21 protein-coding genes are annotated in these 23,449 nt (G+C 62.1%); 12 read left to right on the top strand and 9 right to left on the bottom strand.

The window, feature by feature from the left end:
* Window positions 1-84: 84 nt before the first annotated feature.
* Complete coding sequence (locus OC71_RS09955; protein WP_041068050.1) at window positions 85-2,088, top strand: pilus assembly protein TadG-related protein; 2,004 nt, start codon at window positions 85-87, stop codon at window positions 2,086-2,088.
* On the opposite strand, the gene OC71_RS09950 is transcribed toward OC71_RS09955, so the two are convergent.
* A complete protein-coding gene (locus OC71_RS09950) occupies window positions 2,085-4,832 on the bottom strand; it encodes a PAS domain-containing protein (protein ID WP_041068047.1) in 2,748 nt (915 codons plus the stop codon). The two genes, OC71_RS09955 and OC71_RS09950, sit on opposite strands and share 4 nt — an antisense overlap.
* The gene (locus OC71_RS09945; RefSeq protein WP_041068044.1) at window positions 4,829-5,275 is read right to left on the bottom strand and encodes a TadE/TadG family type IV pilus assembly protein; all 447 of its coding nucleotides are present in this window, start codon (window positions 5,273-5,275) and stop codon (window positions 4,829-4,831) included. Before OC71_RS09945 ends, OC71_RS09950 begins: the two co-directional genes overlap by 4 nt.
* 76 nt (window positions 5,276-5,351) lie before the next feature.
* Here OC71_RS09945 and OC71_RS09940 point away from each other — a divergent pair, with 76 nt between their 5' ends.
* Both OC71_RS09940 and OC71_RS09935 read left to right on the top strand, forming a co-directional pair.
* Complete coding sequence (locus tag OC71_RS09940) at window positions 5,352-5,822, top strand: prepilin peptidase (RefSeq protein WP_041068041.1); 471 nt, start codon at window positions 5,352-5,354, stop codon at window positions 5,820-5,822.
* Window positions 5,823-5,940: 118 nt separating this feature from the next.
* Window positions 5,941-6,726, top strand: coding sequence for a response regulator transcription factor (locus OC71_RS09935; protein ID WP_041068038.1), 786 nt, complete (start codon window positions 5,941-5,943; stop codon window positions 6,724-6,726).
* 61 nt (window positions 6,727-6,787) lie between these two features.
* Here OC71_RS09935 and OC71_RS09930 read toward each other — a convergent pair whose 3' ends face one another.
* The 3 genes from OC71_RS09930 to OC71_RS09920 all read right to left on the bottom strand — a co-directional run bounded on the left by OC71_RS09930 (window position 6,788) and on the right by OC71_RS09920 (window position 7,809).
* Complete coding sequence (locus OC71_RS09930; RefSeq protein WP_025111740.1) at window positions 6,788-7,195, bottom strand: response regulator; 408 nt, start codon at window positions 7,193-7,195, stop codon at window positions 6,788-6,790.
* A 66-nt stretch (window positions 7,196-7,261) separates the two neighbouring features.
* Window positions 7,262-7,474, bottom strand: a complete 213-nt coding sequence (locus tag OC71_RS09925; RefSeq protein WP_041068032.1) for a Flp family type IVb pilin — start codon at window positions 7,472-7,474, stop codon at window positions 7,262-7,264.
* A 119-nt stretch (window positions 7,475-7,593) separates the two neighbouring features.
* Complete coding sequence (locus tag OC71_RS09920) at window positions 7,594-7,809, bottom strand: Flp family type IVb pilin (RefSeq protein WP_371260371.1); 216 nt, start codon at window positions 7,807-7,809, stop codon at window positions 7,594-7,596.
* A gap of 335 nt (window positions 7,810-8,144) precedes the next feature.
* On the opposite strand from OC71_RS09920, the gene cpaB reads away from it, so the two are divergent.
* The 8 genes from cpaB to OC71_RS09880 are packed head-to-tail and all read left to right on the top strand — an operon-like array spanning window position 8,145 to window position 15,598.
* A complete protein-coding gene (cpaB, locus tag OC71_RS09915; RefSeq protein WP_041068030.1) occupies window positions 8,145-9,077 on the top strand; it encodes a Flp pilus assembly protein CpaB in 933 nt (310 codons plus the stop codon).
* A gap of 20 nt (window positions 9,078-9,097) precedes the next feature.
* Complete coding sequence (locus tag OC71_RS09910; RefSeq protein WP_041068027.1) at window positions 9,098-10,321, top strand: type II and III secretion system protein family protein; 1,224 nt, start codon at window positions 9,098-9,100, stop codon at window positions 10,319-10,321.
* The gene (locus tag OC71_RS09905; protein ID WP_041068023.1) at window positions 10,318-11,508 is read left to right on the top strand and encodes a pilus assembly protein; all 1,191 of its coding nucleotides are present in this window, start codon (window positions 10,318-10,320) and stop codon (window positions 11,506-11,508) included. The genes OC71_RS09910 and OC71_RS09905 overlap by 4 nt, the downstream gene beginning before the upstream one ends.
* Complete coding sequence (locus OC71_RS09900) at window positions 11,505-12,773, top strand: CpaF family protein (RefSeq protein ID WP_041068020.1); 1,269 nt, start codon at window positions 11,505-11,507, stop codon at window positions 12,771-12,773. The genes OC71_RS09905 and OC71_RS09900 overlap by 4 nt, the downstream gene beginning before the upstream one ends.
* Before the next feature lie 18 nt (window positions 12,774-12,791).
* Complete coding sequence (locus OC71_RS09895) at window positions 12,792-13,676, top strand: type II secretion system F family protein (protein WP_041068017.1); 885 nt, start codon at window positions 12,792-12,794, stop codon at window positions 13,674-13,676.
* 1 nt (window position 13,677) lies between these two features.
* On the top strand, window positions 13,678-14,562 hold the full coding sequence (locus tag OC71_RS09890; protein ID WP_041068014.1) for a type II secretion system F family protein: 885 nt from the start codon (window positions 13,678-13,680) through the stop codon (window positions 14,560-14,562).
* Between the two features lie 23 nt (window positions 14,563-14,585).
* A complete protein-coding gene (locus OC71_RS09885) occupies window positions 14,586-15,308 on the top strand; it encodes a tetratricopeptide repeat protein (RefSeq protein WP_041068011.1) in 723 nt (240 codons plus the stop codon).
* 17 nt (window positions 15,309-15,325) lie between these two features.
* Window positions 15,326-15,598 carry a DUF3613 domain-containing protein gene (locus OC71_RS09880; RefSeq protein ID WP_041068008.1) on the top strand — a complete coding sequence of 91 codons (273 nt, stop codon included), beginning with the start codon at window positions 15,326-15,328 and terminating at the stop codon, window positions 15,596-15,598.
* A gap of 66 nt (window positions 15,599-15,664) precedes the next feature.
* Here OC71_RS09880 and OC71_RS09875 read toward each other — a convergent pair whose 3' ends face one another.
* The 4 genes from OC71_RS09875 to OC71_RS09860 form a co-directional block, all read right to left on the bottom strand.
* A complete protein-coding gene (locus OC71_RS09875; protein ID WP_041068005.1) occupies window positions 15,665-17,335 on the bottom strand; it encodes a ShlB/FhaC/HecB family hemolysin secretion/activation protein in 1,671 nt (556 codons plus the stop codon).
* A gap of 134 nt (window positions 17,336-17,469) precedes the next feature.
* Complete coding sequence (locus OC71_RS09870; protein ID WP_041068002.1) at window positions 17,470-19,230, bottom strand: collagen-like triple helix repeat-containing protein; 1,761 nt, start codon at window positions 19,228-19,230, stop codon at window positions 17,470-17,472.
* A 301-nt stretch (window positions 19,231-19,531) separates the two neighbouring features.
* Window positions 19,532-20,386, bottom strand: coding sequence for a MaoC/PaaZ C-terminal domain-containing protein (locus OC71_RS09865; RefSeq protein ID WP_041067999.1), 855 nt, complete (start codon window positions 20,384-20,386; stop codon window positions 19,532-19,534).
* Window positions 20,387-20,388: 2 nt separating this feature from the next.
* The gene (locus OC71_RS09860) at window positions 20,389-21,741 is read right to left on the bottom strand and encodes a 3-oxoacyl-ACP reductase (RefSeq protein ID WP_041067996.1); all 1,353 of its coding nucleotides are present in this window, start codon (window positions 21,739-21,741) and stop codon (window positions 20,389-20,391) included.
* A gap of 255 nt (window positions 21,742-21,996) precedes the next feature.
* Between OC71_RS09860 and OC71_RS09855 the strand changes: the two genes are divergently transcribed.
* Window positions 21,997-23,274 (top strand): acetyl-CoA C-acetyltransferase, encoded by a 1,278-nt coding sequence (locus tag OC71_RS09855; protein ID WP_041067993.1) that lies wholly within the window; start codon window positions 21,997-21,999, stop codon window positions 23,272-23,274.
* Window positions 23,275-23,449: the final 175 nt, after the last annotated feature.

Below are 23,449 nucleotides of genomic sequence, written 5' to 3'. Positions count from 1 at the left end.
ATGGCGCGTTGCCACTAGCGCCGTCTACACTCAAACCCACCATCGGAGGTAGCGCTCGGTAACGCGCCAGCAAAGGAGTGCGCCATGTCGCCTCGTACGCAGTTCAATGGCAAGGCCCGGCAACGCGGGGCGATCGGCTTGATGGCGGCTGCGACCCTCAGTCTGGCGCTGGTGTTGATGCTGTTGGTGGTCGACACCGGTCGGCTGTACATGGAGCAGCGCAAGTTGCAGCGGGTGGTCGACAGTGCGGCGCTGGAAGCCGTCAGTCGCGGCGGCAACTGCCAGTCCGGTCTCAGCGCCGCGACTTACGCCGGGCAAAGCGCCGTGCGTAATGGCTACACCGTCGATGGCAACAACACGCTGGTGACCACTTGCGGCAGCGTACAGACCGCCGCCACCGGACTGCGCGCGTTCACTGCCGATGCGACGCAGTCGACGGCGGTGAAAGTCGCTGCCAGCCGCACGGTAACCACCAGTTTTGCCGGTGGGGTACAAGCGCTGTTCACGGGCTCGGCGGTCAGTCTGAACACCACGCTGAATGCTTCGGCTGTCGCCGCCCAGCCGACGCCGACGGTCGCGCAACTGAACATCCGCAGCAACCTTGCGAGCATCAACACAGCACAATCGAACATCCTCAATCCGCTGTTCTCCGGGCTGCTCGGCGGCAACGTCAACCTCACGGCACTGGGCTGGGATGGCCTGCTCAATACCGACATCAACCTGCTCAGCTACCTCAACCAACTGGCAATCAACCTCAACGTCGCGGCCGGTAACTACACGCAACTGCTCAACACCCAGGCCACGGTCACCCAACTGATTCAGGCGGCCGCGACGGTGGTGCAGCTCAATGGCGCGACCGCCACGGTGATCACTGCGCTGGGTCAGTTGCAGGTTGCGGCGATCAATGCGGCGCCGGTCAAGCTCGGCGACATCCTGCAGTTACAGACCGGTACCACGGCAGCCGGGCTGGATGCCAACCTGCAACTGCTGCAATTGATTCAGGGCGTGGTGCAACTGGCCAACAGCAAAAGCGCGGTGGCTGCGACCTTGCCGATCAGCGTGCTGGGGCTGGCGAATGTCACGGTGCGGGTCAAGGTGATCGAGCCGCCGCAGTTCTCGGCCATTGGTGATCCGGCGCGGGCCAAGGCCAATCCGTTGGGGCCGGACCGAATTTATGTGCGCACGGCGCAGATTCGCACGCTGCTCTCGGTGAATCTGCCGGTGCTGACCGGGGTGACCGGGTTGACCAACGCCGTATTGGGGCTGGTCGGTACTTTGACCCCGACTCTCAATGCGCTGTTGAGTCTGAATCTGGTGGCGACCCTCAACTCGGTCGGTTGTCTGCTGGGTGCCGGTTGCGAACAGCTTGATCCGCTGCTGTTGCCATCGCCGCAAATCGACATCGCCCTGGATGCCGGTGGGGCGGTCAGCTACGTCACCGATTACAGCTGCCCGGCAGGCCAGGGCACTGCGGGCACGAAAAGCCTGACCGCCCACACGATCACTTCGATCGCTGACCTCAAGGTCGGCAAGATCGACCCGACCAATGCTTTTTCCTCGCTCGCCGAACCGACGGTTACACCGTTGCCACTGGTCGATCTTGGCACCGTGACTTGCCACAAAATCCTCGGCATTGGCAGTTGCGACGAGAGCACCCACGTGCAGTACGGGGCGGGCGGGATCGCGATCATGGTCAATACCAGCGTCGCGCAAAACGCTCAGGATCTGCTGTATTCCAGCAGCACGCCGTTCGCCACGCCGGCCAACCTCAAACTGCCGGCAAGCGTGATTTCGGCGGCGCCGTCGAGCAATATCGTCAACAGCCTGGCGAACACGTTGGCGGGGATCAATCTGATCGTTTACAAACCACAGGGCAGCAATCCACTGGGCGCCATCGTCACTGGCGTGGCCAGCCTGATCAGTGATGTCACGGCGATTTTGCAGCCACTGATTACCAACCTCGTCAGCCCGTTGCTCGACCCCTTGCTCAACAACCTGCTGAAAAGCCTGGGTATCAACCTGATGGACGTCGACGTCGGTGCCAACATGACTTGCGGCCAGACCGGCAAGGCTTATCTGGTGATCTAGACGCCCGGCGCTATCGGCAACTCGATGCAGAAACGTGCGCCCTCCAGCGAGTTGCGCACGCTCAAATGGCCGCCCATGTTTTCAATGATGCCGTAGCTCACCGACAGCCCCAGACCGGTGCCGACGCCCACCGGTTTGGTGGTGAAGAACGGTTCGAATATGCGCTCCAGCAAACGCGGGTCGATGCCGCCACCGTTGTCCTCAACCCACAGCCGCACCTTGCTTTCATCGCGCTCGGCGTAAATCGAAATCCAGGGTTTGAATGACGCGTCCTTCTCGCGTTTGCCGAGCAGCGCATCGCGGGCATTGACCATCAGGTTGATCAGCACCTGTTCCAGTTGATCGACATAACCGCGCACCTGCACGCTGAAAGCGGTTTCGCTGATCCGCAGGTCGACACCTTTGCCGCGCATGCCTTCGGCGAGCAACGACAGCGTCCCTTCGATGGCCGAGGCCGGGTTGAACAGTTGCTGCTCGACCTCCGAGCGGCGGCCGAACACGCGCATGTGATCGACCACTTTCGCCGCACGCTGCACTTGAGCGTCGATGCGATTGAGTTTGTCGGTCAGGTAGTCGATCTGCACATCGCCGTTGCCCAGACGCTTGAGCACGTTGACGATGGCCATGCGCATCACGTTCAGCGGCTGGTTGATTTCGTGGGCCAGGCCGGTGGCCATTTCGCCGAGGGTGGCCATTTTCGCGCTTTGTGTGAGTTGCTGTTGCGAGCGGCGCACCTCGGTGTTGTCGCGGCCCACGGCCTGCACTTCGAGCAGGCGCCCGTGTTCATCGAACACCCCGCGATCGGACCACACCCACCAGGCATGCTCGCGTCCGGGCAGTTGCAGGCTGATTTCGGCGGTGCTCACCGGCAGCTCTGGAGTCAGCAGCGCCAGGCGTTGCACGAAGGCGGCGCGTTGTTCGTCGGACATCCAGCTGCCCAGATCCACCCCCGGCAATTGCTCCGGCGAGCATTCCAGATAAGTCGCCAGTGGCCGGTTGCCGAAGGTCAGGGTCAGGTCCGGACGATAACGGCAAATCATCGCCGGCGAGTCTTCCACCAGAATCCGGTAGCGCTCTTCGCTCTGTTTGACCTGTTCGGCGGCGAGGGTCGCTTCGGTGACGTCCAGCCACAGGCCGACGGCTTCGACCGGCAGGCCCAGGTCATTGCGCAGCAGCTTGGCTTCATCGAGCAGCCAGTGGTATTCGCCGCGCGCGTCGCGTAAACGAAAGCGCCCGCGCACCGAGCCTTCGCGCAGCAGTTGGCGGGTACGGGCGAAATACAGATCGCGGTCTTCAGGATGAATCAATTGCACCCAGTCAGTGCCAATGCCCTCGTCCGGCGTCCAGCCCAGCAGCGGCTGCAAACTGGCGCTGAAGAAATCGGGACGTAGCGCGCCCTCGACGTAACGCTGCACATAAATCACCGCTGGCGAACTGGCGATCAGGTTGTCCAGTCGCGCGTGCGCAGCTTCGGCTCGCTGCTGCTGGTTCCGGATGTCGCTGATGTCGAGCATGAACCCCACCAGTCGCCGCTGTTCACCACTGCCGGCGACCTGACCTTGCACGCGATACCACTGCGGTGTTTGTCCTGATTCGCTGCGGTGCAGACGAACGCTCAGGCTCAGGGCTTCGCCGTGCAGTTGCAGGGCGTGCAGACGGCTGCGCAGTTCTTCGCGGTCGGCCGGATGAATCAGCGCCAGCCAGTCTTGCAGCGAGATTCGCGCGCTGTCCGCCGGCAGCGCAGCGAGCAGCGACGGCGCCAGCAACACGTCGTCCCCGAGCATTTCCCACCAGCCGGTACCCAGCAGGGTTTGCAGCGACTCGAGGCGCTCGGTGTAGTGATGATGTTGCTGATCCCGCAGACGGCTGAGCAGCGGGCCGGCGAGGGCGCCGGTCAGTGACATCCAGTCGCGGTCGCTCAGGTGTGGCGCGACAACGTCCACGGTGTAGAAACCACAGAGCAGCCATGCCGCCACCCCGCGATCATCGCTGTAGGGCACGGCGAAACCATCGGCGTTGCCGAAGATCGCTGCAACGCGCGAGTGTTCGAACAAACCGTGATGCGCGCCGAGACGCTGCGGTGCACTGCCGTTGAGGCTGTCGAGCGGCGTGCCCAGACGCTGGCCGTCCTGCCACAGCATGGGGGCATCGTGGGCGCGATAGTGTTGAAAAATCTGCCAGCCCTGTGCCTGTTCGTCGAGCAGGGCAATGGCCAGGCACGGGATTCGCCAGCGCTGGGCGATGGCCTGCAACTGCTCGCTGAGCACCACCGGCAGGCGCATCAGGCTGCAGGTGCGCAGGTGGTCGCTGATCTGCCCGGCAAGGGCCTGACAGGATTCGCGGTGGCGCGATTGCTGGCGCTCCAGCAGCAGGTCGCCGATGTCCATCAGTTGCAATACCCAGCCCGCCGCCGAAGGCTGCACCCAGCCGCGCAAATGCAGGGTCTGGTCACTGAGCCCGGGGAAATCCAGGTCGAGCATTTGCCCTTGCCAGTCCTGCGGCCGGCCTTCGATCGCCAGCGTACTGTGTGCGAGTAAATAAGCCGCCAACGGTAGCGGCGAATCGTGGGGCGGCTGTTGCGCCAACAGATGACGCAACGGCCCGGCCATCTGCAGTACGCCGCCGTCGTGATCCAGGTGCAGGTGCAAACCCTGCGGCGGTGAGCCGAGGTGGTCGGGCAGTTCACTGGCGGGCGCCGGCGCGCGTTTGAGCAGGCGTCCGAACAGATGGTCGCCGGAGGTCAAAATTTCAGGCTCGACGCGGCGGAGAGGGTGGCGGGCAGGCTCGGCACGGCACCCACGCCCGGCAGCACCAGAAATGGAATGACCTGATTGAGCTTGCTGGTGGGGTAATCGACTCTGACCGTCAGCGTACCTTGAGTGGCGTCATACACCGCTGAGGTGTCGACACCGACCACCAGGTTCAGCGCGGGTGGCACCCACTGCAACTGCTGGGTCAACGCGGTGTTGGCAGTGCTCACCACCACGGAGGCATAACCAGGCGTGTTGGGGTCGACTCCGACGCTGCGGCGCACCGCTTCGGATGTCGCCTCGTTGAAGGTCTGCATCAATACAAACGGCAGGCTGTAACTGACCAGCGCGTAAAATACGGCGAAAAAAATCACGAATACCAGGGCGAATTCGATCGCCACTGCGCCTGCCTGTGATTTTGCGAAGCCGGTTTTCATGACTGCGTCTACCCTGACGTTCACTGCGTAGTATCAGCATAGAATCAATCAGCAAAATCGGACGGGATTTAACCGGATGCAGAGTTTCGTTCTCCTGATCTGGCTGGCGGTTTGCGCCGCCCAGGATGCCCGACACCGGCGTATCGCCAATGCACTGACATTCGGCGCGGGAGCTCTGGCGCTGATCTATCTGCTGGTGACTGGCACGACCTGGCTCGGTGCCGAAGCGCAGCAGGGACTGTGGGCGGGCGTGATCGCCTTGGTGTTGACCCTGCCGGGGTACTACATGGGGCGCATGGGTGCCGGCGATGTGAAACTAATGACAGCCATGGGCCTTGCGACGAACGGTTTATTCATTCTTTGTGCGTTTATCGGCGCCGGCGTCGCCAGTCTGATCTGGCTGCTTGTTGCGCCAAGAGTCTGGCTTCATATGAGTCAACGACTTAGAGAACATCTTCGATATATGGAGCCTGGAGTGTCAAAGAAGCTGCCATTTGCACCGTTCGTGCTGCTGGGCGTACTGGCTCCGATTCATTGGATCCATTAGTCGCCAGGTGCCACTAGTTCTATGTACATAGTCGGAAAGTGCGTCTACTTTCAAATGAAGTCGTTACATTGCCAAAGTGCAGAAAAAGTCAGCTTTGGCCCGAGCAATGGAGTGGTTCGTGAACAAGCTTACGTCGGCGGTAAAAGTGCTCGTGGTCGATGATCAGCCGCTGATCGTCGAAGAGTTGTGCGAGTTTCTCGAAAGCAGCGGGTACCGCTGTGTGCCGTGTGAATCCAGTGCGCAGGCGATCGAGCGTTTCAGCGAAGACGCGGAAATCGGCCTGGTGCTGAGCGATCTGCACATGCCGGACATGGACGGCATTCAGCTGGTGCAGGAACTGCAACGAATCTGCGGCAAACACCGGGTGTTCGAAGCGATCATGCTCACCGGCCGCGCCGATAAACAGGACGTGATCAAGGCCCTGCGTGCGGGGATCGCCGATTACTATCAGAAGCCGATCGAGCTCGATGAACTGCTTGAAGGCGTGAAACGTCAGGAAGCGGCTCTGCAGGAGCGGCACAAGAATGTGCAGTTGGGCCACCTGAACCAGAAGCTGCAGTTTCTTTCCGAATCCATCGACGATCTTTACCAGGACCTGGACAAGGTCCGGCGTAACCCGGCGGCGGTGGTCAAAGACATGCTCGGTGGCGACAGCGCCGAAGCCGAGCAGGAGATTCCGGCGATCTTCAATCAGTTGTCGCCACGGCAACTGGATGTGGCGCGGCTGGTGGGCAAAGGGCAGACCAACTATCAGATTGCCTGCGAGTTGGGCATCACTGAAAACACCGTGAAGCTGTACGTTTCCCAGGTGTTGCGCCTGACCCACATGCACAACCGCACGCAGTTGGCATTGGCCCTTTCACCCAGTGCTTCGGCCGCCCGTCAGCGTGTAACCGCACACTGATTCTGTTTGCCTGCCCCTTCCCGGGCAGGCAGTCAATTCTGCCAAAAAACCTTCGCCTGTATTACCCGGCCTGTGTCTTGGGTTTGGGGAACAGATTGTCCAGGGTTTCCAGCAGCCGCACGTGGTAGATCGGCTTGCGAAACAGGTCCAGAACCTGCAGGCGCAGCATGTCGCTGACGTCCTCCATGTCGGCATGTCCGGAGGTCACGATCACCGGCAGATGCTGGCGCGACGTGTGCTCGCGCAGGCGCTTGATCAGCGACATGCCGGACTCCTCCGGCATACGCAGATCGGTGATGACCAGGGCAATATCCGGATGGCGGGTGAGGTGATGCAGGGCGAGTTTCACCGACGTGGCGGTGTGGCAGACAAAGCCCTCGCCCTCCAGTAGCTCGGCCAGCTCAAGCAACGCGTCCTCTTCGTCGTCAACCAGAAGCAACTGTTGGCGGGGGAGTGAGGAAGCAGTCATGGGCAGTCCCTGAAAAGCTGAAAGTGATATCGAGTGTAGCCCGACATTCGCCGGGCGCGACTCACATCAGGGGGTCTGTACCGGAGCGGTCTGGGCGGTGCCGCCGAGGGATACCAGGACGCTGTTGAAAATCGCAAAGATTTTCGCGCCCAGTGGTGTGATGAACACCACCACAACGACCGCTACCATCGCCACCACGATGGCGTACTCGATGGCGGATGCAGCCTCTGTACTTGCCAGAAACGACCTCAGGCGCAATATCAGATATTCGAGGATCATTGACATTCTCCTTCGTAACGGCGGGTGATCGGACGTGTGAAATCCGAAGATTTGCCAGTGTCTGAGCGCTGCTGCTGGTCAGCCTGGACCCGGACACTGGAGGACGGGAGGGATGTTGATCAAGGCGTCGTTCTGACCTGTGCCGTGCCACCGAGCTTGGTCAGCACCACGTTGAAAATGGCCAGCACCTTGTCGCCGATGGGCGACACAAACACCACGACCACCACCGCCACCATTGCCACCACGATTGCGTATTCGATGGCCGACGCACCTTCTTCACTTCTGCACAGCAGCCTGGCCCTGGCCAGTAGATAGTCGATGATCATCCGAAACATACGTCCACTCCTTCGCGCCTCTGGCGCCGATCCAACGCTACAGCGGCATGCTTTCACCGTGCTATCAGAGCATTGTCAACAAACCCCCGGTCAACAACTGTAAGAACGGATTAATCACAAAGGATTAACCGGATTGTTAATTGAGCCAATCCCTACAGTTAATTGGCCATGACTCATACTTTAGTGAGTTATTTTCCTGTCACTAATGGCGTTTTGGCTCGTATCAGCTAGCTTGGAAATAGCGAAATCGTTGCATGTTCATAGCTGCCTGATCGCGAAAAATTCTCTCGGCAGGAAGTACAGGCTGTCGGTGCAGCAGGAAAGGGAGAGCCGTCATGAACAGTCGCGTCACCATGGGCCTTGCAGCCGTGCTGCTGTTGGGCGCAATCATCGTCGGTTACTGGGGCCTGGTGCTCAGTCGGCAACCGGCTCCGGTTGCCCAGGCGCCTGTCGCTACGCCCGTCGTGGTGGAAAAAACCGTCGCTGCCGCCGAAGATCAGACCCGTCAGCCCGTGGTCGTGTTGTTGCACGATGTTCCGCCGTTCACTCCGCTGACCGCTGCCGATGTGACCGTGGAAAAATTGCGCAATGCGCCGGCCGGCAGCCTTGCCAGTGTTGATCAGGCAGTGGGCCGTACCCCGTGGCGGCATTTGAGCGCCGGCACCTGGCTCAACGATGAAAGCTTCGAGGCGGGCGGCTCACTGGCGCGGATGATCCACAGCGACGAGCGCGCTCTGACGGTGGCCGTGGATGAAGTGATCGGCGCTGCCGGGCAACTGCTCCCCGGCGACTATGTCGATGTGCTGCTCTACCTGCGCCAGGATGCGAGCAATCTGCAGCAGTCGGCGCAAATCGTCCTGCCGGCCATGCGCGTGCTTGGCGTGGGTGAACAATACGGCCTGACCAACGACGGCCAGCCCGCCAGCCCGGCCCTCAGCGCCGACGACAAACTCAAACAGGATCAACGCCGGATCGCTGCGCGCACCGTGGTCCTGGCCGTACCTGAACAATTGCTCAGCCGGATGATGCTCGCCACCCAGGTCGGCACCTTGCGTCTGGCCGTGCGCAGCAGCGAAGAGCAGCGGCTGGCGAAATACTGGGCCGGTGAACAGCAGGCGCCGGCGCACCTGGATAACGCCAACAGCCAACTCTTCCAGTTCACGCAACTGGCCTTGGGCGCCGCGCCGAAAGCGCCGTCCTCAGGTGGTCATGAACGCAAGCCGATGGAAGTGATCCGCGGCAATCAGCTTTCCCAACAAGCCCCATGACTGAGCAAGGATCCACGTGCATGCAGAGTCGATTCAGGCCGTTATTAAAACCGGTAGTCCCGGCCTTGATACTGATGGGACTGACGATGAACGCGGCCATCGCGGCCACCGGCAATTGCTCGGCGCTCGGTCGCATGCCGCCGGTGATCGAGATCGGCGAAGGGTTCCAGCAGGACATCCAGTCGCCCGTGGCAATCACCCGGGTGGCCATCGGTGATCCGAAGATCGCCGATGTGCATGACACCGGCAGCGCTTCTTTTTTGCTCACTGGCGTGGCCCCCGGCGCCACCAGCCTGATGGTCTGGACCTCGTGCTCCAGTGAGCCGCGTCAGAGCATGGTGTTCGTGCAAGGCAGTGCCACAGCGGCGTTGACCAGCACCAGCAGACTGCCTTCCGATGACCCGACGCTGCCTTCGCAAGTGCAGACCGACATTCGCTTCGTCGAAGTCAGCCGCACCAAACTCAAGGAAGCCACGGCCTCTTTGATCGGCGTGCGCGGCAATTTTCTGTTTGGCTCGCCCGGCACGCTGCCCGATGTCGGTGGTGTGCCGACACCGAAGTTGCCGGTGAATAACGGCCAGTTCAATTTTTCCTGGATCGGCGGCAAGACCATGGCGATCATCAACGCGCTGGAAGGCAGCGGCTTTGCCTACACCCTCGCGCGGCCGAGTCTGGTCGCGCTGAGCGGGCAGAGCGCAAGCTTTCTGGCCGGTGGCGAAATCCCGATTCCGGTGCCCAGTTCCGGCAGCGATACGGTGACCATCGAGTACAAGGAGTTTGGCATCCGCCTGACCCTGACGCCGACCGTGATCGACCGCAATCGCGTGGCGCTGAAGGTCGCGCCGGAAGTCAGCGAACTGGATTACGCCAACGCCATCAATATCGCCGGCACCCCGGTGCCCGCCCTGACCGTACGCCGTACCGATACCAGCGTATCGCTGGCCGACGGCGAAAGTTTCGTCATCAGTGGCTTGATCAGCACCAGCAACACCTCGCAAGTGAACAAGTTTCCGGGGCTGGGTGATATCCCGGTGCTCGGCGCGTTTTTCCGTGATTCGCAGATCAAGCGCGAGGAGCGCGAACTGCTGATGATCGTCACCCCGCACCTGGTGCAGCCATTGGCGGCCGATGCGCAGCTGCCGTCGCTGCCGGGCGAAAAATTGCGCAACTACGACCCGAATTTCTACCGCATGTTCTTCCTCGAAAACGGCAACTTCGACAAGCGCAGTGGGTTGTCCCAATGAACCAGAACCTGAGCCAGACCTTTCTTGCGATCACCCGTAACAGCACCGATCTGGAGTGGCTGCAAGGCGCTCTCGCGCCGCTGGGCCAGGTGGTCAGCGCCGGGGCCGGGAGCCTGGACGAGTTGCTGGCGCTGGTCGATGTCACCTTCGCCAGCCTGGTGTTCGTCGGCCTCGACCGTGACCACGTGGTGGCGCAGAGTGCGTTGATCGAAGGTGCGCTGGAAGCCAAACCCATGCTCGCCATCGTTGCTCTGGGTGATGGCATGGACAACCAACTGGTGCTCAATGCGATGCGTGCCGGCGCCCGGGATTTCGTCGCGTACGGTTCGCGGGCCAGTGAGGTCGCCGGGCTGGTGCGGCGCCTGAACAAACGTCTGCCACCGGTGACCACCAACACCCAACTGGGTGGCCTCACCGTATTGTACGGCACCCAGAGCAATTCCGACGGTGCGCTGCTGGCCAATCACATGGCGCTGGTGGTGCAAAAGAGCGGTCAGCAAACCTTGCTGCTGGATCTGGGCCTGCCCCGGGGCGACAGTCTGGCGCTGCTCGGGCTCGAGAGTTCGTTTCACTTCGGCGATGCCCTGCGCCACTTGCGCAGGCTCGATGCGACGTTGATCGACAGTGCCTTCACCAGCACGGAAGCCGGCCTGCGGATTCTGGCGTACGCCAGCAGCGACGAGCCGCTGGACAGTACCAGTGCCGCCGAGCTGTACATGTTGCTCAGCGCCTTGCGTCAACACTTCCAGCACATCGTCGTGAACCTCACCGGGCAGTCCGACAGTGAAGCCTTGCGCACGTTTGTCAGCCATTGCGACAAGCTGATCTGGTACACCGATCAGAACGTGCTCAACTGCCGTCGCAACCTTGCCGTGCTCAACCAGTGGCGCGAGAAAGGCATGAAACTCGACCACGCACGCTTGCTGGTGGACGGTTACTTGAGCAGCGTCGCCCCGGACGCCGAAACCCTTGGCAAGACCTTCAACCTGGAAGTGATCGCGGTGTTGGCAGCCAACGCTGAAGTGCGTTTGAACGCCAAGAACCAGGGCGTCAGCCTGTTCGAACTGGCCCCGCGGGAAAAACTCACACAAAGCCTGCGCACCCTCGGCGAACGCCTGGCCAAGCGTTCAGAGGGCCTGGCCAAACCGAAGGTCACCTGGTTCGACCGCTTGCGAGGCACCTCATGAGCGCGGAAAAACTGTTCGGCGCGGTGCAGCACGGCGCGACCGGCAACACCGATCACGAAGGCCTGAAACTGGTCCTGCATCGCTACATCATTGACGCCATCGAAGAGTCGGGGAAAAACCTGCTGGAAGGTTCGCGCCAGTTGCTGGCGCAATTTGTCACCGACAAGGTCGCCGAATACATCGCCCGTCTGCACCTGGCGATTTCCCGCTACGAGATGGAGCGCCTGGCCGAAGAAATCGTCGACGAACTCACCGGTTTCGGCCCGCTGGAGGTGCTGCTGCGCGATCCGTCGGTGACCGAGATTCTGGTCAACGGCCCGCACCGGGTGTTCATCGAGCGCGACGGCGTGCTGCACCAAAGTGACCTGCGCTTTATCGATGCGCATCACGTCGAGCGGGTCATGCAACGGATTCTCGCGCCGCTCGGGCGACGCCTCGACGAGTCCTCGCCGATGGTCGATGCACGCCTGCCGGATGGCAGTCGGGTCAACGCGATCATCCCGCCGATCGCTCTCGATGGCCCGTGCCTGTCGATTCGCAAGTTTCGCAAGGACATGCTCAAAAGCAGTGACCTGATGGCGATGCAGACCATCGATCTGGCGATTTTCGAGTTTCTTCAAGAGGCGGTGGGCAAGCGCTGCAACGTGCTCATCAGCGGCGGTACCGGCACCGGCAAGACCACGCTGCTGAACATCCTCAGCCAATTGATCAACCCCCACGAACGGCTGGTGACCATCGAAGACGTCGCCGAATTGCAGCTTGGCCACCCGCACGTCGTGCGCCTGGAAACCCGCCCGCCAAATGCCGAGGGTCACGGCGAAGTCAAGGCCAGCGACCTGATCCGCAACGCCCTGCGCATGCGTCCCGACCGGATCATCCTCGGCGAGATTCGTGGGGTCGAAGTGGTCGATGTACTGACCGCGATGAACACCGGCCACGACGGCTCGATGAGCACCGTGCACGCCAACAATGCGCAGGATGCGCTGCTGCGCCTGGAGACGCTGGTGGGGCTGACCGGACGCTCGATCGCCGAGCGCACACTGCGTCAGATGATCTGCGCCGCCCTCGACGTGATCATCCAGCTGACCCGCATGCCGGACGGCCGCCGCTGTGTCAGCGAGGTGGTGGAAGTGGTCGGCATCCGCGAAGACGTCTACGTCACCAACACCTTGTTTCGCCTTGATCGGCGTACCGGTTTCGGCTTCCTGCGCGAAGCGGTCAATCCGGCGGGCGACAAGTTGCGCCACGAGATGAACCTGAGCTGAGAGCATGGGACGCACATCATGATCGGACCGGCCATTCTCATCCTGCTTTGTCTGATTCTGCTCGGGCTGTCGATCTGGCTGTTCGTGCACGGCATCCACAAGAGCGGCAACGAACGGGTGCTCAATCGCCTTGCGGCAGGGCAGCCACAACTCGTTGCCCAGAAACCGGCGTGGGTCGGGTTCGAACGCATGTTCCTGCGCGCGGGGCTGGGCCGTCCCAACGAACGATTCGGCCTGTGGCTGACCTTGTGGGGCGTGGCCATTGCCCTCGGGTATCTGCTGGCGAGCTGGATCGGTCTGCTGACGATGCTGTTGGCACCGCCGCTGATTCTGCGTCTGTACATGTCCTGGCGGTACCACCGGCGGATCAAACGCATGATCGAGCAGTTACCGCAGTTGCTCGACTACACCGTGCGCAGTCTCAAGTCCGGCCGCACTCTGAGTGACGCGGTCATGGGCGGCATCGAGTCGAGTGACGATCCGCTGAAAGAAGCCATGGGCCGGGTGCAGCGCAACGTGCAACTGGGCGTCAATCTGCCGGATGCGGTCAGTGACTTTGCCGAGCTTTATGAACAGGACGAATTGCGCATGTTCGCCCTCGGCCTGAAGGTCAATCATCGCTATGGCGGCAATGCCAGCGAGTTGCTGGAGAACCTGATCAAGTTGATCCGCGAGCGTGACCAGGGTGACCGGCAACTGCGCGCGCTCACCGGCGAAACGCGTATGACGGCCTGGGTGCTGGGTTCGCTGCCGGTGATCCTGGTGGGCTACTTCATGCTGACCAATCCCGGTTACATGCTTGGCATGTGGCACGACGGCGGTGGGCGGACCATGTTGATCATCGCCGTGGTGTTGCAAGTGACCGGCTGCCTGGCGCTGTGGCGCATGTTGCGGAGTGTTTGACATGGTCTATCTCGCCGCTCTGATGCTGCTGCTCGGCGCGCTGTTGCTGGTGGTCAATCACCTGCTGACGGAGCGGCGTCGGGTGCGCCAGGTCAACCAGCGGTTGCAGGGGCATCTGGTGCGCGAGAACCGTTTCGGCAACTGGCTGCGAGCGCTGGGCAACAGCAAGTTCGGCCAGCGTTCGGTGAGCATCGACAGTGAAACCCAGACCCTGCTCAGCCGGCTCGGCTGGCGCCGCGCCAGTGAGCGTTCGCTGTACGCCGCGTGCCAGATCGGCACACCGCTGTTGGCGCTGGGGCTGGCGCTGTTTCTGCAGGAAGTGTTTTTTCCGCACGCGGCCAACGGCTGGCTGGTGCCCATGCTGGCCACCGGTGCCGGCTATTTGCTGCCCAAGCGAGTGCTGGCGTACGCCGCCGGGCGTCGACAGAAAGCCATCGCCGTGGAAATCTCCACGTTCATCCCGTTGCTGCGCATCCTGTTCGAGTCGGGCATGGCGGTCGAACAAGCCCTGCGCGTGCTCAGCAGCGAAGGACAGAAACTGCTGCCGGAACTGACCCGCGAACTGCGCCTGATTCTGGCCAGGGTCGATTCGGGACTGGAGTTGGGGCAGGAACTGAACAAGGCCTCGGTGATGCTCGCCGTCGATGAATTCACCGACACCTGCGTGATCTTGCAACAGCTGATTCAGCAGGGCGGCGGGGCGATGAAATCGTTGCTGGCGCTCAAACAATTGCTCGACGACCGGCGCCTGACCCGACTGCAGGAATACATCTCGAAAATGTCGGCGAAGATGTCGGTGGTGATGATGCTGTTTCTGTTTCCTGCCTTGCTGATCGTACTGGCCGGCCCGGGGTTCACCGCGATTACCCGGGCGTTTGCAAACTGACGTGGGCTCATGGAGAGCGTTTGATGAAAGCACTGATTGTCGTGGCAAGTCTGTTGATGCTCGGTGGCTGTGCCACTGACGGCCAGGCACCGTGGTCGGCAATGCTGGCGCCGAGCAGTTGCAGCAAGCTCGACTCCGAACAGGAACTGGCCCTGAACCTGGCGGATGATCTGGCCAACGACGGCAAGCTGCACGCCAGCCTGGCCAACCTGCAAAGCCTGCCCGACAACCTGGTCGAGGTGCGCTTGCGCAAGGCCAGGGTTTACCGCTTGCTCGGGCGCAACGAGGCCGAGCCGCTGTATCGCGGCCTGCTCGGCACTTGCCTGACGGCGGACGCCGAACATGGCCTGGGGCAAATCTATGCCGCCCGTGGCGATAACGGTCAGGCCCAGGCGCACCTGCAGCGCGCGGTGCGTCTGGCGCCAACCAATGACAAGATCCGCAACGACCTCGGCGTGGTCTACCTCAACCAGTTGCGTCTTGAGGACGCGCGCTTCGAATTCCTTACCGCTATTGAACTCAAGCAGAACGATCAACTGGCTCCGCTGAATCTGGTGACCTTGCTGCTCTACCAGAACAACTGGCAGCAAGCCGCCGAAGTCGTCAGCCGCGCGCACCTGACGCCGGAGCAATTCTCCGAAGCCCAGGCCCGTGCGGAAAAACTCAAGGTGCCGGCCAAGGCCCCGACCGCGGCCGGTAATCAAGTGGCGGTGGTGGCTGACCCACAACCGTCGACGCTCAAGTGACATTCCGGGAGATCACCATGAACACCGTGCACCGCCTAAGCTGCCTGATACTGCTGAGCCTGCCGCTAGCAGCCCAGGCCATCGACGCCGGCCCGGCCTCGGCGCAGCAACAGGAAACCGAAGGCTGGCTGGTGCTGCAAAGCCGTAACCAGGCGGCCTCGACGAAACCGCAAACCGCTACGGCGGCCGAGCGGGAACAGGCGATGCAGCGCTGGCTGAAGAAGTACAAGTATGAGATCCCGGACTTCTACGACCCGGACGCGGGCGGCAAGATCGAGACCAAGAACTAGGTTGCTGGCGAGGCTCAATCCATTGCGCCATCGCCGCTAAAGCGGCGTTGACGCAATGGCTGTGGTCTACAACTGATAGCTGAAACTGATGCTGTAGCGCGCCCGCCGATTGAACGTATCCAGCGCCTCATCGGACATCGGCTTGGCGGCCTCCAATGCGATGTTGTAGTACTTGGCATCGCCAAAGCGCAGCCCCACTGCCGCCGATGACAGATCGTTGCTCTGTACCGCGAGCTTGTTGAACCAGGTTTTCGAACGGTCCAGCACCACATATGGCTGCAGGATGCGCACCCAGTTGCCGTCGCGGTTGAAGCTGTAGTTGACCTCGTAGGCCGCGCCCCAGCCTTTATCCCCCGACGCCTGATCGTCCGGGTAACCACGGCCGAAATTCTGCCCGCCGAACACGGCGCGTTCGCTGTCGGGCAAGGTGTCATCGCTCCAGTACAACGCGGCCGACAACACGCCTTGCCAGTTGTCGAAGAACTTGTCGCTCTGCACGCCGGAGAGGCGCAGGCGCAGGAAGTTCAGGTCCAGCGCCGGGTTGTTGCTGTGGGCGCCCATGCTGTCCAGCCCCTGATACAAGCCGCCACTGACAATCCGCAGTTGGCGGGCGTCGCTCTTGCGCCAGTCGCTTTCGAACGCGAGAGCGCGTACGTCAGTTCGCTCCTCGATGCTCAACGGGTAGCCAACCACCTTGTAGCGGTTGGTGCTATCGACCGCATACAGCCGCGCGCCGGCATTGAGCAGTTCGTTGGCCGCTGCGATGAACGGGTGACTGACACCGATGGAGTAACGGTCGTCTTCCTTGTGCGGCTTGAGTTCGAAGCCATCGCTGGTGAGCACATTGGTGCCCGGATCGGCCCGGTAGCGTGAGGCAAACAGGCTCAATTGCGTGCCTTCGCTGTTGAGGAACTGGTTGTAGTCCAGTCGGTAGTAATGCTCGTGGTCATCCCCCGGCGGAAACAGCCCGCTGAGGGTCAATTGCTCGCCCATGGCGGTCTGCGAGTTGCTGCTGACCCCGAGCAACGCCTGGGTGCCATTGCGGTTGTCTTCGGTGGTGCTCATGGTGCTGGTGAACGGTTTGCGGCTGGCCTGGGCCACCAGCGTCGTGGCGCCGTCGGTGGTGCCGGGCGGCGGCACTTGCGCCTGGATGGTCACGCCGGGGATGCGGGTCATCAAGGTGGTGTAGCGTTCGAAGGTCTTGCGGGTCAGCGGACGTTCGGCCTGGATTTTGGCTGCCAGTTCGTCGAGCAGGCCTTTGACCCGGCCGACATCGCCTTGTACCTGCACATCGCGCACATAACCCTCCACTAGCACGACCCGCGCCACGCCATCGTCGAAACGCTGTTGCGGCAGGAACGCATAGGACAGCAAGTAGCCGTGCTGCTGATAGCGGCGAGTGATGTTGCGTGTGGCTTCGATCAGATCGGCGAGGCTGATCTGGTGGCCGATCAGGGGTTTGTAGACTTCGGCCAGTTCGTTGAGCGGGTAGATCGTGCCGCCTTCGATCTGCACGGTTTTCAGATTGATCCTGGTCTCCATCAACAACGGTTGCGCAGCCGCAGCGCCCGGGTCGGGTACTTGCAGGGGCGTGGCGGCGGGGCGATAGGCATCGGCCGGCAGGTTCGGCACGGGCAGGTTACGCGTGGTTTCGTTGCTGTTGAGAAAACTGGGCAGGGTGTCGGCGAGGGCGGCGGAACTGAGACTGAGGAACAGCAGGGATGCCATTACGCGCATAGGACACTCCATGGTCAGATCACAGCGCTGGGCTGAATTTTTCCTAAGAAAAAAGCGGAAGACTCGTGGGAATCTTCCGCCCTCAACCAAGCGTAGGCGCTGTAGGTGAGGCCGTCGAATCGGCCAGGTGCAATTTAGCGTTTGGTGCCTCCAAGGGTGCCGGTCAGGCCACCGAGTACACCGCCCAGGCCACCGGTTGCGGTGCCGCCAGTGGCGGTAGTGGCGGTAGTGGCAGTGCCGCCATTGAGCAGGCCGCCAACTGTGGATACGACGCCGCCGACTCCACCGGTAGTGCCGCTGGTACCTCCGTTAAGCAGGCCGCCGACCGAGGCGACAGTGGCGCCAACATTGTTGACCACGCCGCCGACGGCGGTTGTAACCGGGTTATTGGTGGCTGCAATGGTGGTGCCGATGCTGCTGACAGCGCCGCCGACCTGGCCGGTGAGGCCTGCGACCGGTGCGCCCAGACCTGTCGTGGCTCCGACTTGTTGGGTCACGCTGGTCACGGCGCTTGTGACCGGATTCAGCCCTGCACCCACAGTGGCTCCCACTGTCGCGAGCGGCGAGGTGGTGGCGGTGATCGGCGTGCCCGATCCGCCGAGAACAGTGTTGACCGAGGCGATGGTGTTGCCCACGGACGCGGTGGTGACGCCCGCGGCGCTGACTGCGCCGTTGGTGTTGCCGGCGTTCAAACCGGCACCGACGTTAACCACGGCACCGCCTACGGTTTGCAGCAGGCCGGTGCCGCCGAGGCCGCCGCCCAATCCACCACCAGAGCCGGTGCCATTGTCCACCAGCCCGCCGGCCTTGGCGACTGTGGTGCCGACGTTGCTCAGCGCGCCGCCGACCGTGCTGGTCAGTGCGTTACCGTTACCGGCCCCGGTGACTTGACCGCCCAACCCTTTCACTGCACCACCCACTTGGCCGATGACACCGTTGAGCGGAGCACCGAGTCCGGTCGCGCTGCCCACTTTGTCGGTGGTGCTTTCAACCATCGCGATGACCGGGACAAGGCTGTTACCGACATTTTTGGTCACCGAACCTAGCGGTCCGGTGGTAGTAGCCAGGCTCAGGGTGTCGCCGAGCATGGTGACTTTCTCACCGACACCGTCGAGTACCGGTGCAACTTTGGTGACCACGCCGCCGACTACCGGGACACTGCCGGTAGCGGTCGACAGCTTGCCGCTCAGGTCCGAGACGCCGTCGCCGACATCGGCGACCACTCCGCCGACCGATGACGCGGTAACGCCCAGACCATTGTCGACCTTGCCCAATTTGCCAATGCCGTTGGTCACGCCATCACCCAGGGTGCTGACGACATTGCCGGCGGTATTCGCTGCGCTTTGCACGACGCCACCGACCACCGGAACAGTGCTCAGCGAGTCACCAACCGTACCGACGCCATCGCCAACGCCGCTGACCGTTTTACCGACATCCTGTAACAGGGTGGTGGTCACCAGCGGGTTAGTCGTCGGGGTGGTCGGGCCGGTCGGGTCAGTTCCACCTGTTCCGCCGGTGCCGCCAGTGCCGCCAGTGCCGCCGGTACCCCCGGTTCCTCCAGTGCCACCGGTGCCACCGGTGCCGGTGCCGCCAGTTCCACCGGTACCGCCTGTACCACCAGTGCCGGCGGTATCAGTCCCACCGGTTCCTCCCGTTCCGCCGGTGCCTGCGGTTCCACCGGTCCCACCGGTCCCACCGGTCCCGGTATCCGAACCACCGGTACCTCCCGTACCGCTCGTGCCACCACTGCCACCCGCGCCTGCTGCCGCGCTGTCTGGGGACGAACTGCCGGAACTGCTGTGATGGCCGCCACCGCCGCTGCTGCAGCCCGCGAGGCCAAGGGAGAGGATCAATGCCAGAGCTGTTGCCGATTTGCACCACACTTGAGTTTTCATGATTGAGATTCCTTGCACCTGTAACAACATTCGTCGTTTTCGATGGCTCACCCGTCTGTCGCCGGTGATGCCTCGTCCGTGGTGTCAATCTCGATCGCGTCGCGGCTTGCCGCCATTCTCAAGTTGGTATTAACGCCTTTATATATAAGGCGCCGCGCAGTGCCTAAGGACTAATACCCAGGATATAAACGCGCAAAAAAAAGCCTTGAAAATCAAGGCTGGGAGTTTTCCAGGGGGCCGCGTGAAGGGCGGAAAAACTTAAGTGATATATACACAATTTACAGGCTTGCCCGGGGTGGAATCAGGCAACCGGTTGCCACTGACCAACCATATGCTCCAGATCGCCAGCACCGATCAGGCGTAATTCGCCACTCGACCCTGCCGCACTCGCCAGCAACGAAACCTCGCTGGGCAAACGCACCGGTTTGCGAAAGTGCACGACGATTTCCAGGTTGGCTTTTGGCAAGTGATCGGCCAGTGCCGCAAGGGTTCGTGCCTTGTTCCACAAGCCGTGAGCAATCGCCGTGGGAAAACCGAACAGCCTGGCACTGGCGGCGCTCAGGTGAATCGGGTTGTAGTCGCCCGAGACCTTGGCGTACTGCCGACCGATATCGGCCGGCGCTTTCCACTGCGCCACCTGGGTCAGGGCCTGCGCAGGTTCCCACTGTTGTTCGACCGGTTCGCCGTCGAGTTTCACGCCACGACAAAGCATCTGGCTTTCGGCTTCCCACAGCGGCCCGAGTTGATCATCGAGGGTGGTCAACATATCGAAGGTTGCCCCTTTGGGATGTGGCTGCAGGTTGTGCACGCAGACGCTGACTTGTGCGCGACTGATTCCGCCCATCGGCCGCCATACACGGATGCGGTTGCTCAGATGAATCAACCCCAGCAGCGGGAACGGAAAATCCTTCTGCGTGAGCAATTGCATTTGCAGGGCGAACGCGAGGATGTGTGGATAAGTCGGCGGCAGCAGGCCGTCATCGGCAAAGCCGCAGACCTTGCGATAGGCCGCCAGCTTCTGGCCGTCGACATCGATCCAGCAGCGCAAGCCGCTGTCGGGCAGTCGGGTGCCGGTGATCTTGCGTCGGGTCGCGGCCCGCGCATACAGGCCGGGCAGGCTCGGTTCGCGGTCGAGGGTGTGCCATTCAATGCTCATGTCTACGCCCCCAGAACACTTTGTCCACAGACCCGCAGCGCCTGTCCAGTGAACGCGCCAGTGCCCGGTTGGGCCAGCCACGCGACGGCTTCGGCGACGTCTTGCGGCAAACCGCCCTGGCCCAACGAACTCATGCGTCGCCCGGCCTCACGCAGGCCGAACGGAATGTGCGCGGTCATCTGGGTTTCGATGAAGCCCGGGGCCACGGCGTTGATGCTGATGCCGCGTTCAAGCAGTGTCGGCGCCCAAGCCTGGGCCAGGCCGATCAGGCCGGCCTTGCTCGCGGCGTAGTTGGTCTGTCCGCGATTGCCGGCGATGCCGCTGATCGACGCCAGCAGAATTACCCGCGCGTTGTCGTGCAAGTTGCCGCTGTCGAGCAGGGCCTTGGTCAGCACCTGCGGCGCATTGAGGTTGACCGCCAGCACCGCATCCCAGAATTCCGGGGTCATGTTGGCCAGGGTCTTGTCGCGGGTGATCCCGGCGTTGTGCACCAGAATGTCGAGACCGTCCGGCAGTTGTTCGATCAATTGCGTAGCGGCGTCTTCAGCGCAAATGTCGAGGGTGATAGCGCGGCCGCCTAGCCGTGCGGCGAGGGCTTCCAGATCGGTCTTGGCCGGCGGCACGTCGAGCAGAATCACCTCGGCGCCATCGCGGGCCAGGGTTTCGGCGATGGATGCGCCGATCCCGCGAGCTGCCCCGGTGACCAACGCCTTGCGTCCGGCCAATGGCCGGGTCCAGTCTGTGACGTGCGTGGCGCACACGGTCAGGCGAATCACCTGCCCGGAGATGAAGGCACTTTTCGGCGAGAGGAAAAACCGCAGCGGGCCTTCCAGTTGCTCTTCGGCGCCCTCACCGACATAAATCAGTTGTAGCGTACCGCCGCTGCGCAGCTCCTTGGCCAGCGAGCGCGAGAAACCTTCAAGTGCCCGTTGTGCGCTGGAGGCAAAGGGATCGCGCAGGGTTTCCGGAGCGCGGCCGAGAATCACCAGGTGCGCACTGTGGTCGAGGTTTTTCATCAGCGGCTGGAAGAATTCACGCAGCTGTTTGAGCTGGTCGGTGTGCTGCAGATCGCTGGCGTCGAACACCACGGCCTTGAGCTTCGGCCCGTGCCCGGGAATCCACGCGGTGGCCAGCGACGGTTCGGTGCCGTAGCTGTAGATCGCATCGGTCAGGCGGTTGGCGAATGCAATGACCCGCTCGGCCAGCGGCCCGCCGCCGATCAGCAGCGCGCCGTCTACCGGACGCAGGCGCCCGGCTTGCCAGCGTTCCAGCCGCACCGGCGACGGCAGGCCCAACGCCCCGACCAGACGGTGGCCGATGGATGAGTTGGCGAAGTCGATATAGCGGTCAGACATGGAACGCTCTCCAAAAGTTGGGGTTCAAAGTGTGGACTACCAACGGCAATCAATCGTTCGATCCACGCAATAAGGCCTACGCTAGAACACTGAGGTTTAGCAGGTCTTGCAGACAAATGCGGACCTTGTGGGAGCGAGCTTGCTCGCGAAGGCGGCTTGTCAGCCAATGTAACTGTTGGATGTGCCGGCCCTTCGCGAGCAAGCTCGCTCCCACAGGGATTGTTTTCAGGTCTGAAATCAAACAAGGAGCTTTTCATGAGTCAGCTGCGCCGCGTCGCCATCATCGGTGGTAACCGTATTCCTTTCGCCCGCTCCAACGGGCCGTACGCCACCGCCAGCAATCAGGTGATGCTCACTGCCGCGCTTGAAGGCCTGATCGAACGCTACAACCTGCACGGCCAGCGCATTGGCGAAGTGGTGGCCGGTGCGGTGCTTAAATTGTCACGGGATATGAATCTGACTCGCGAATGTGTGCTCGGCTCGCGGCTGTCACCGGCCACCCCGGCCTATGACATCCAGCAAGCCTGCGGCACCGGGCTGGAGGCGGCGCTGCTGGTGGCGAACAAAATCGCCCTCGGCCAGATCGATTGCGGCATCGCTGGCGGCGTCGATACCACGTCGGACGCGCCGATCAGCGTCAGCGAAGGCTTGCGCAAAATCCTCTTGCAGGCCAACCGCGCCAAGACCACCGGCGACAAACTGAAAACCTTGCTGCAACTGCGCCCACGGCACCTGATTCCGGAATTTCCGCGTAATGGCGAGCCACGCACCGGCCTGTCGATGGGCCAGCACTGCGAACTGATGGCGCAGACCTGGAACATTCCTCGTGAAGAGCAGGATCAACTGGCCCTCGAAAGCCATCACAAACTCGCCGCGTCCTACAGCGAAGGCTGGCACAACGACCTGATGACGCCGTTTCTCGGCCTGACCCGCGACAACAACCTGCGCCCGGACCTGACCCTGGAAAAACTCGCCACGCTCAAACCGGCCTTCGAAAAAAGCGCGAAGGGGACGCTGACGGCGGGCAACTCCACGCCGCTCACCGACGGTGCCTCGGTGGTGCTGCTGGGCAGTGAAGAATGGGCGAAAGAGCGTGGTTTGCCGATCCTTGCCTATCTGCGTGACGGTGAAGCGGCGGCCGTGGATTTCGTCAACGGCGCCGAAGGGCTGTTAATGGCGCCGGTGTATGCGGTGCCGCGTCTGCTGGCGCGCAATGGCCTGACCTTGCAGGACTTCGACTACTACGAAATTCACGAAGCGTTCGCCGCGCAGGTGCTGTGCACGCTCAAGGCCTGGGAAGACCCCGAATACTGCAAGACCCGTCTTGGACTGGATGCGCCGCTCGGTTCGATCGATCGCATCCGCTTGAATGTCAAAGGCAGCTCGCTGGCGGCGGGGCATCCGTTTGCCGCGACGGGCGGGCGGATTGTCGCCAATCTGGCGAAATTGCTGGATGCGGCGGGCAAAGGCAGAGGACTGATCTCGATCTGCGCTGCCGGGGGCCAGGGTGTCACCGCAATCATCGAACGCTGAGCGCAATTCCCCGGGGGAAATGCAGGCGATGTCAGATTCTGTCGCAAATGCCCTCGACGCCCGATCACTACAAGTCCGGTGGGCTCGGCTATGATCGGCAGCGGTCGATTATTTCGGCACAGTGTGTGCATCCACAGGGTTCACAGGTCGGCAACCCCTCCCCGTAGCGCGAGGA

It is taken from the genome of Pseudomonas sp. W15Feb9B (assembly GCF_000828175.1).
Taxonomy (GTDB): Bacteria; Pseudomonadota; Gammaproteobacteria; order Pseudomonadales; family Pseudomonadaceae; genus Aquipseudomonas; species Aquipseudomonas parakoreensis.
This window is presented reverse-complemented; position numbering and strand designations above follow the sequence as displayed.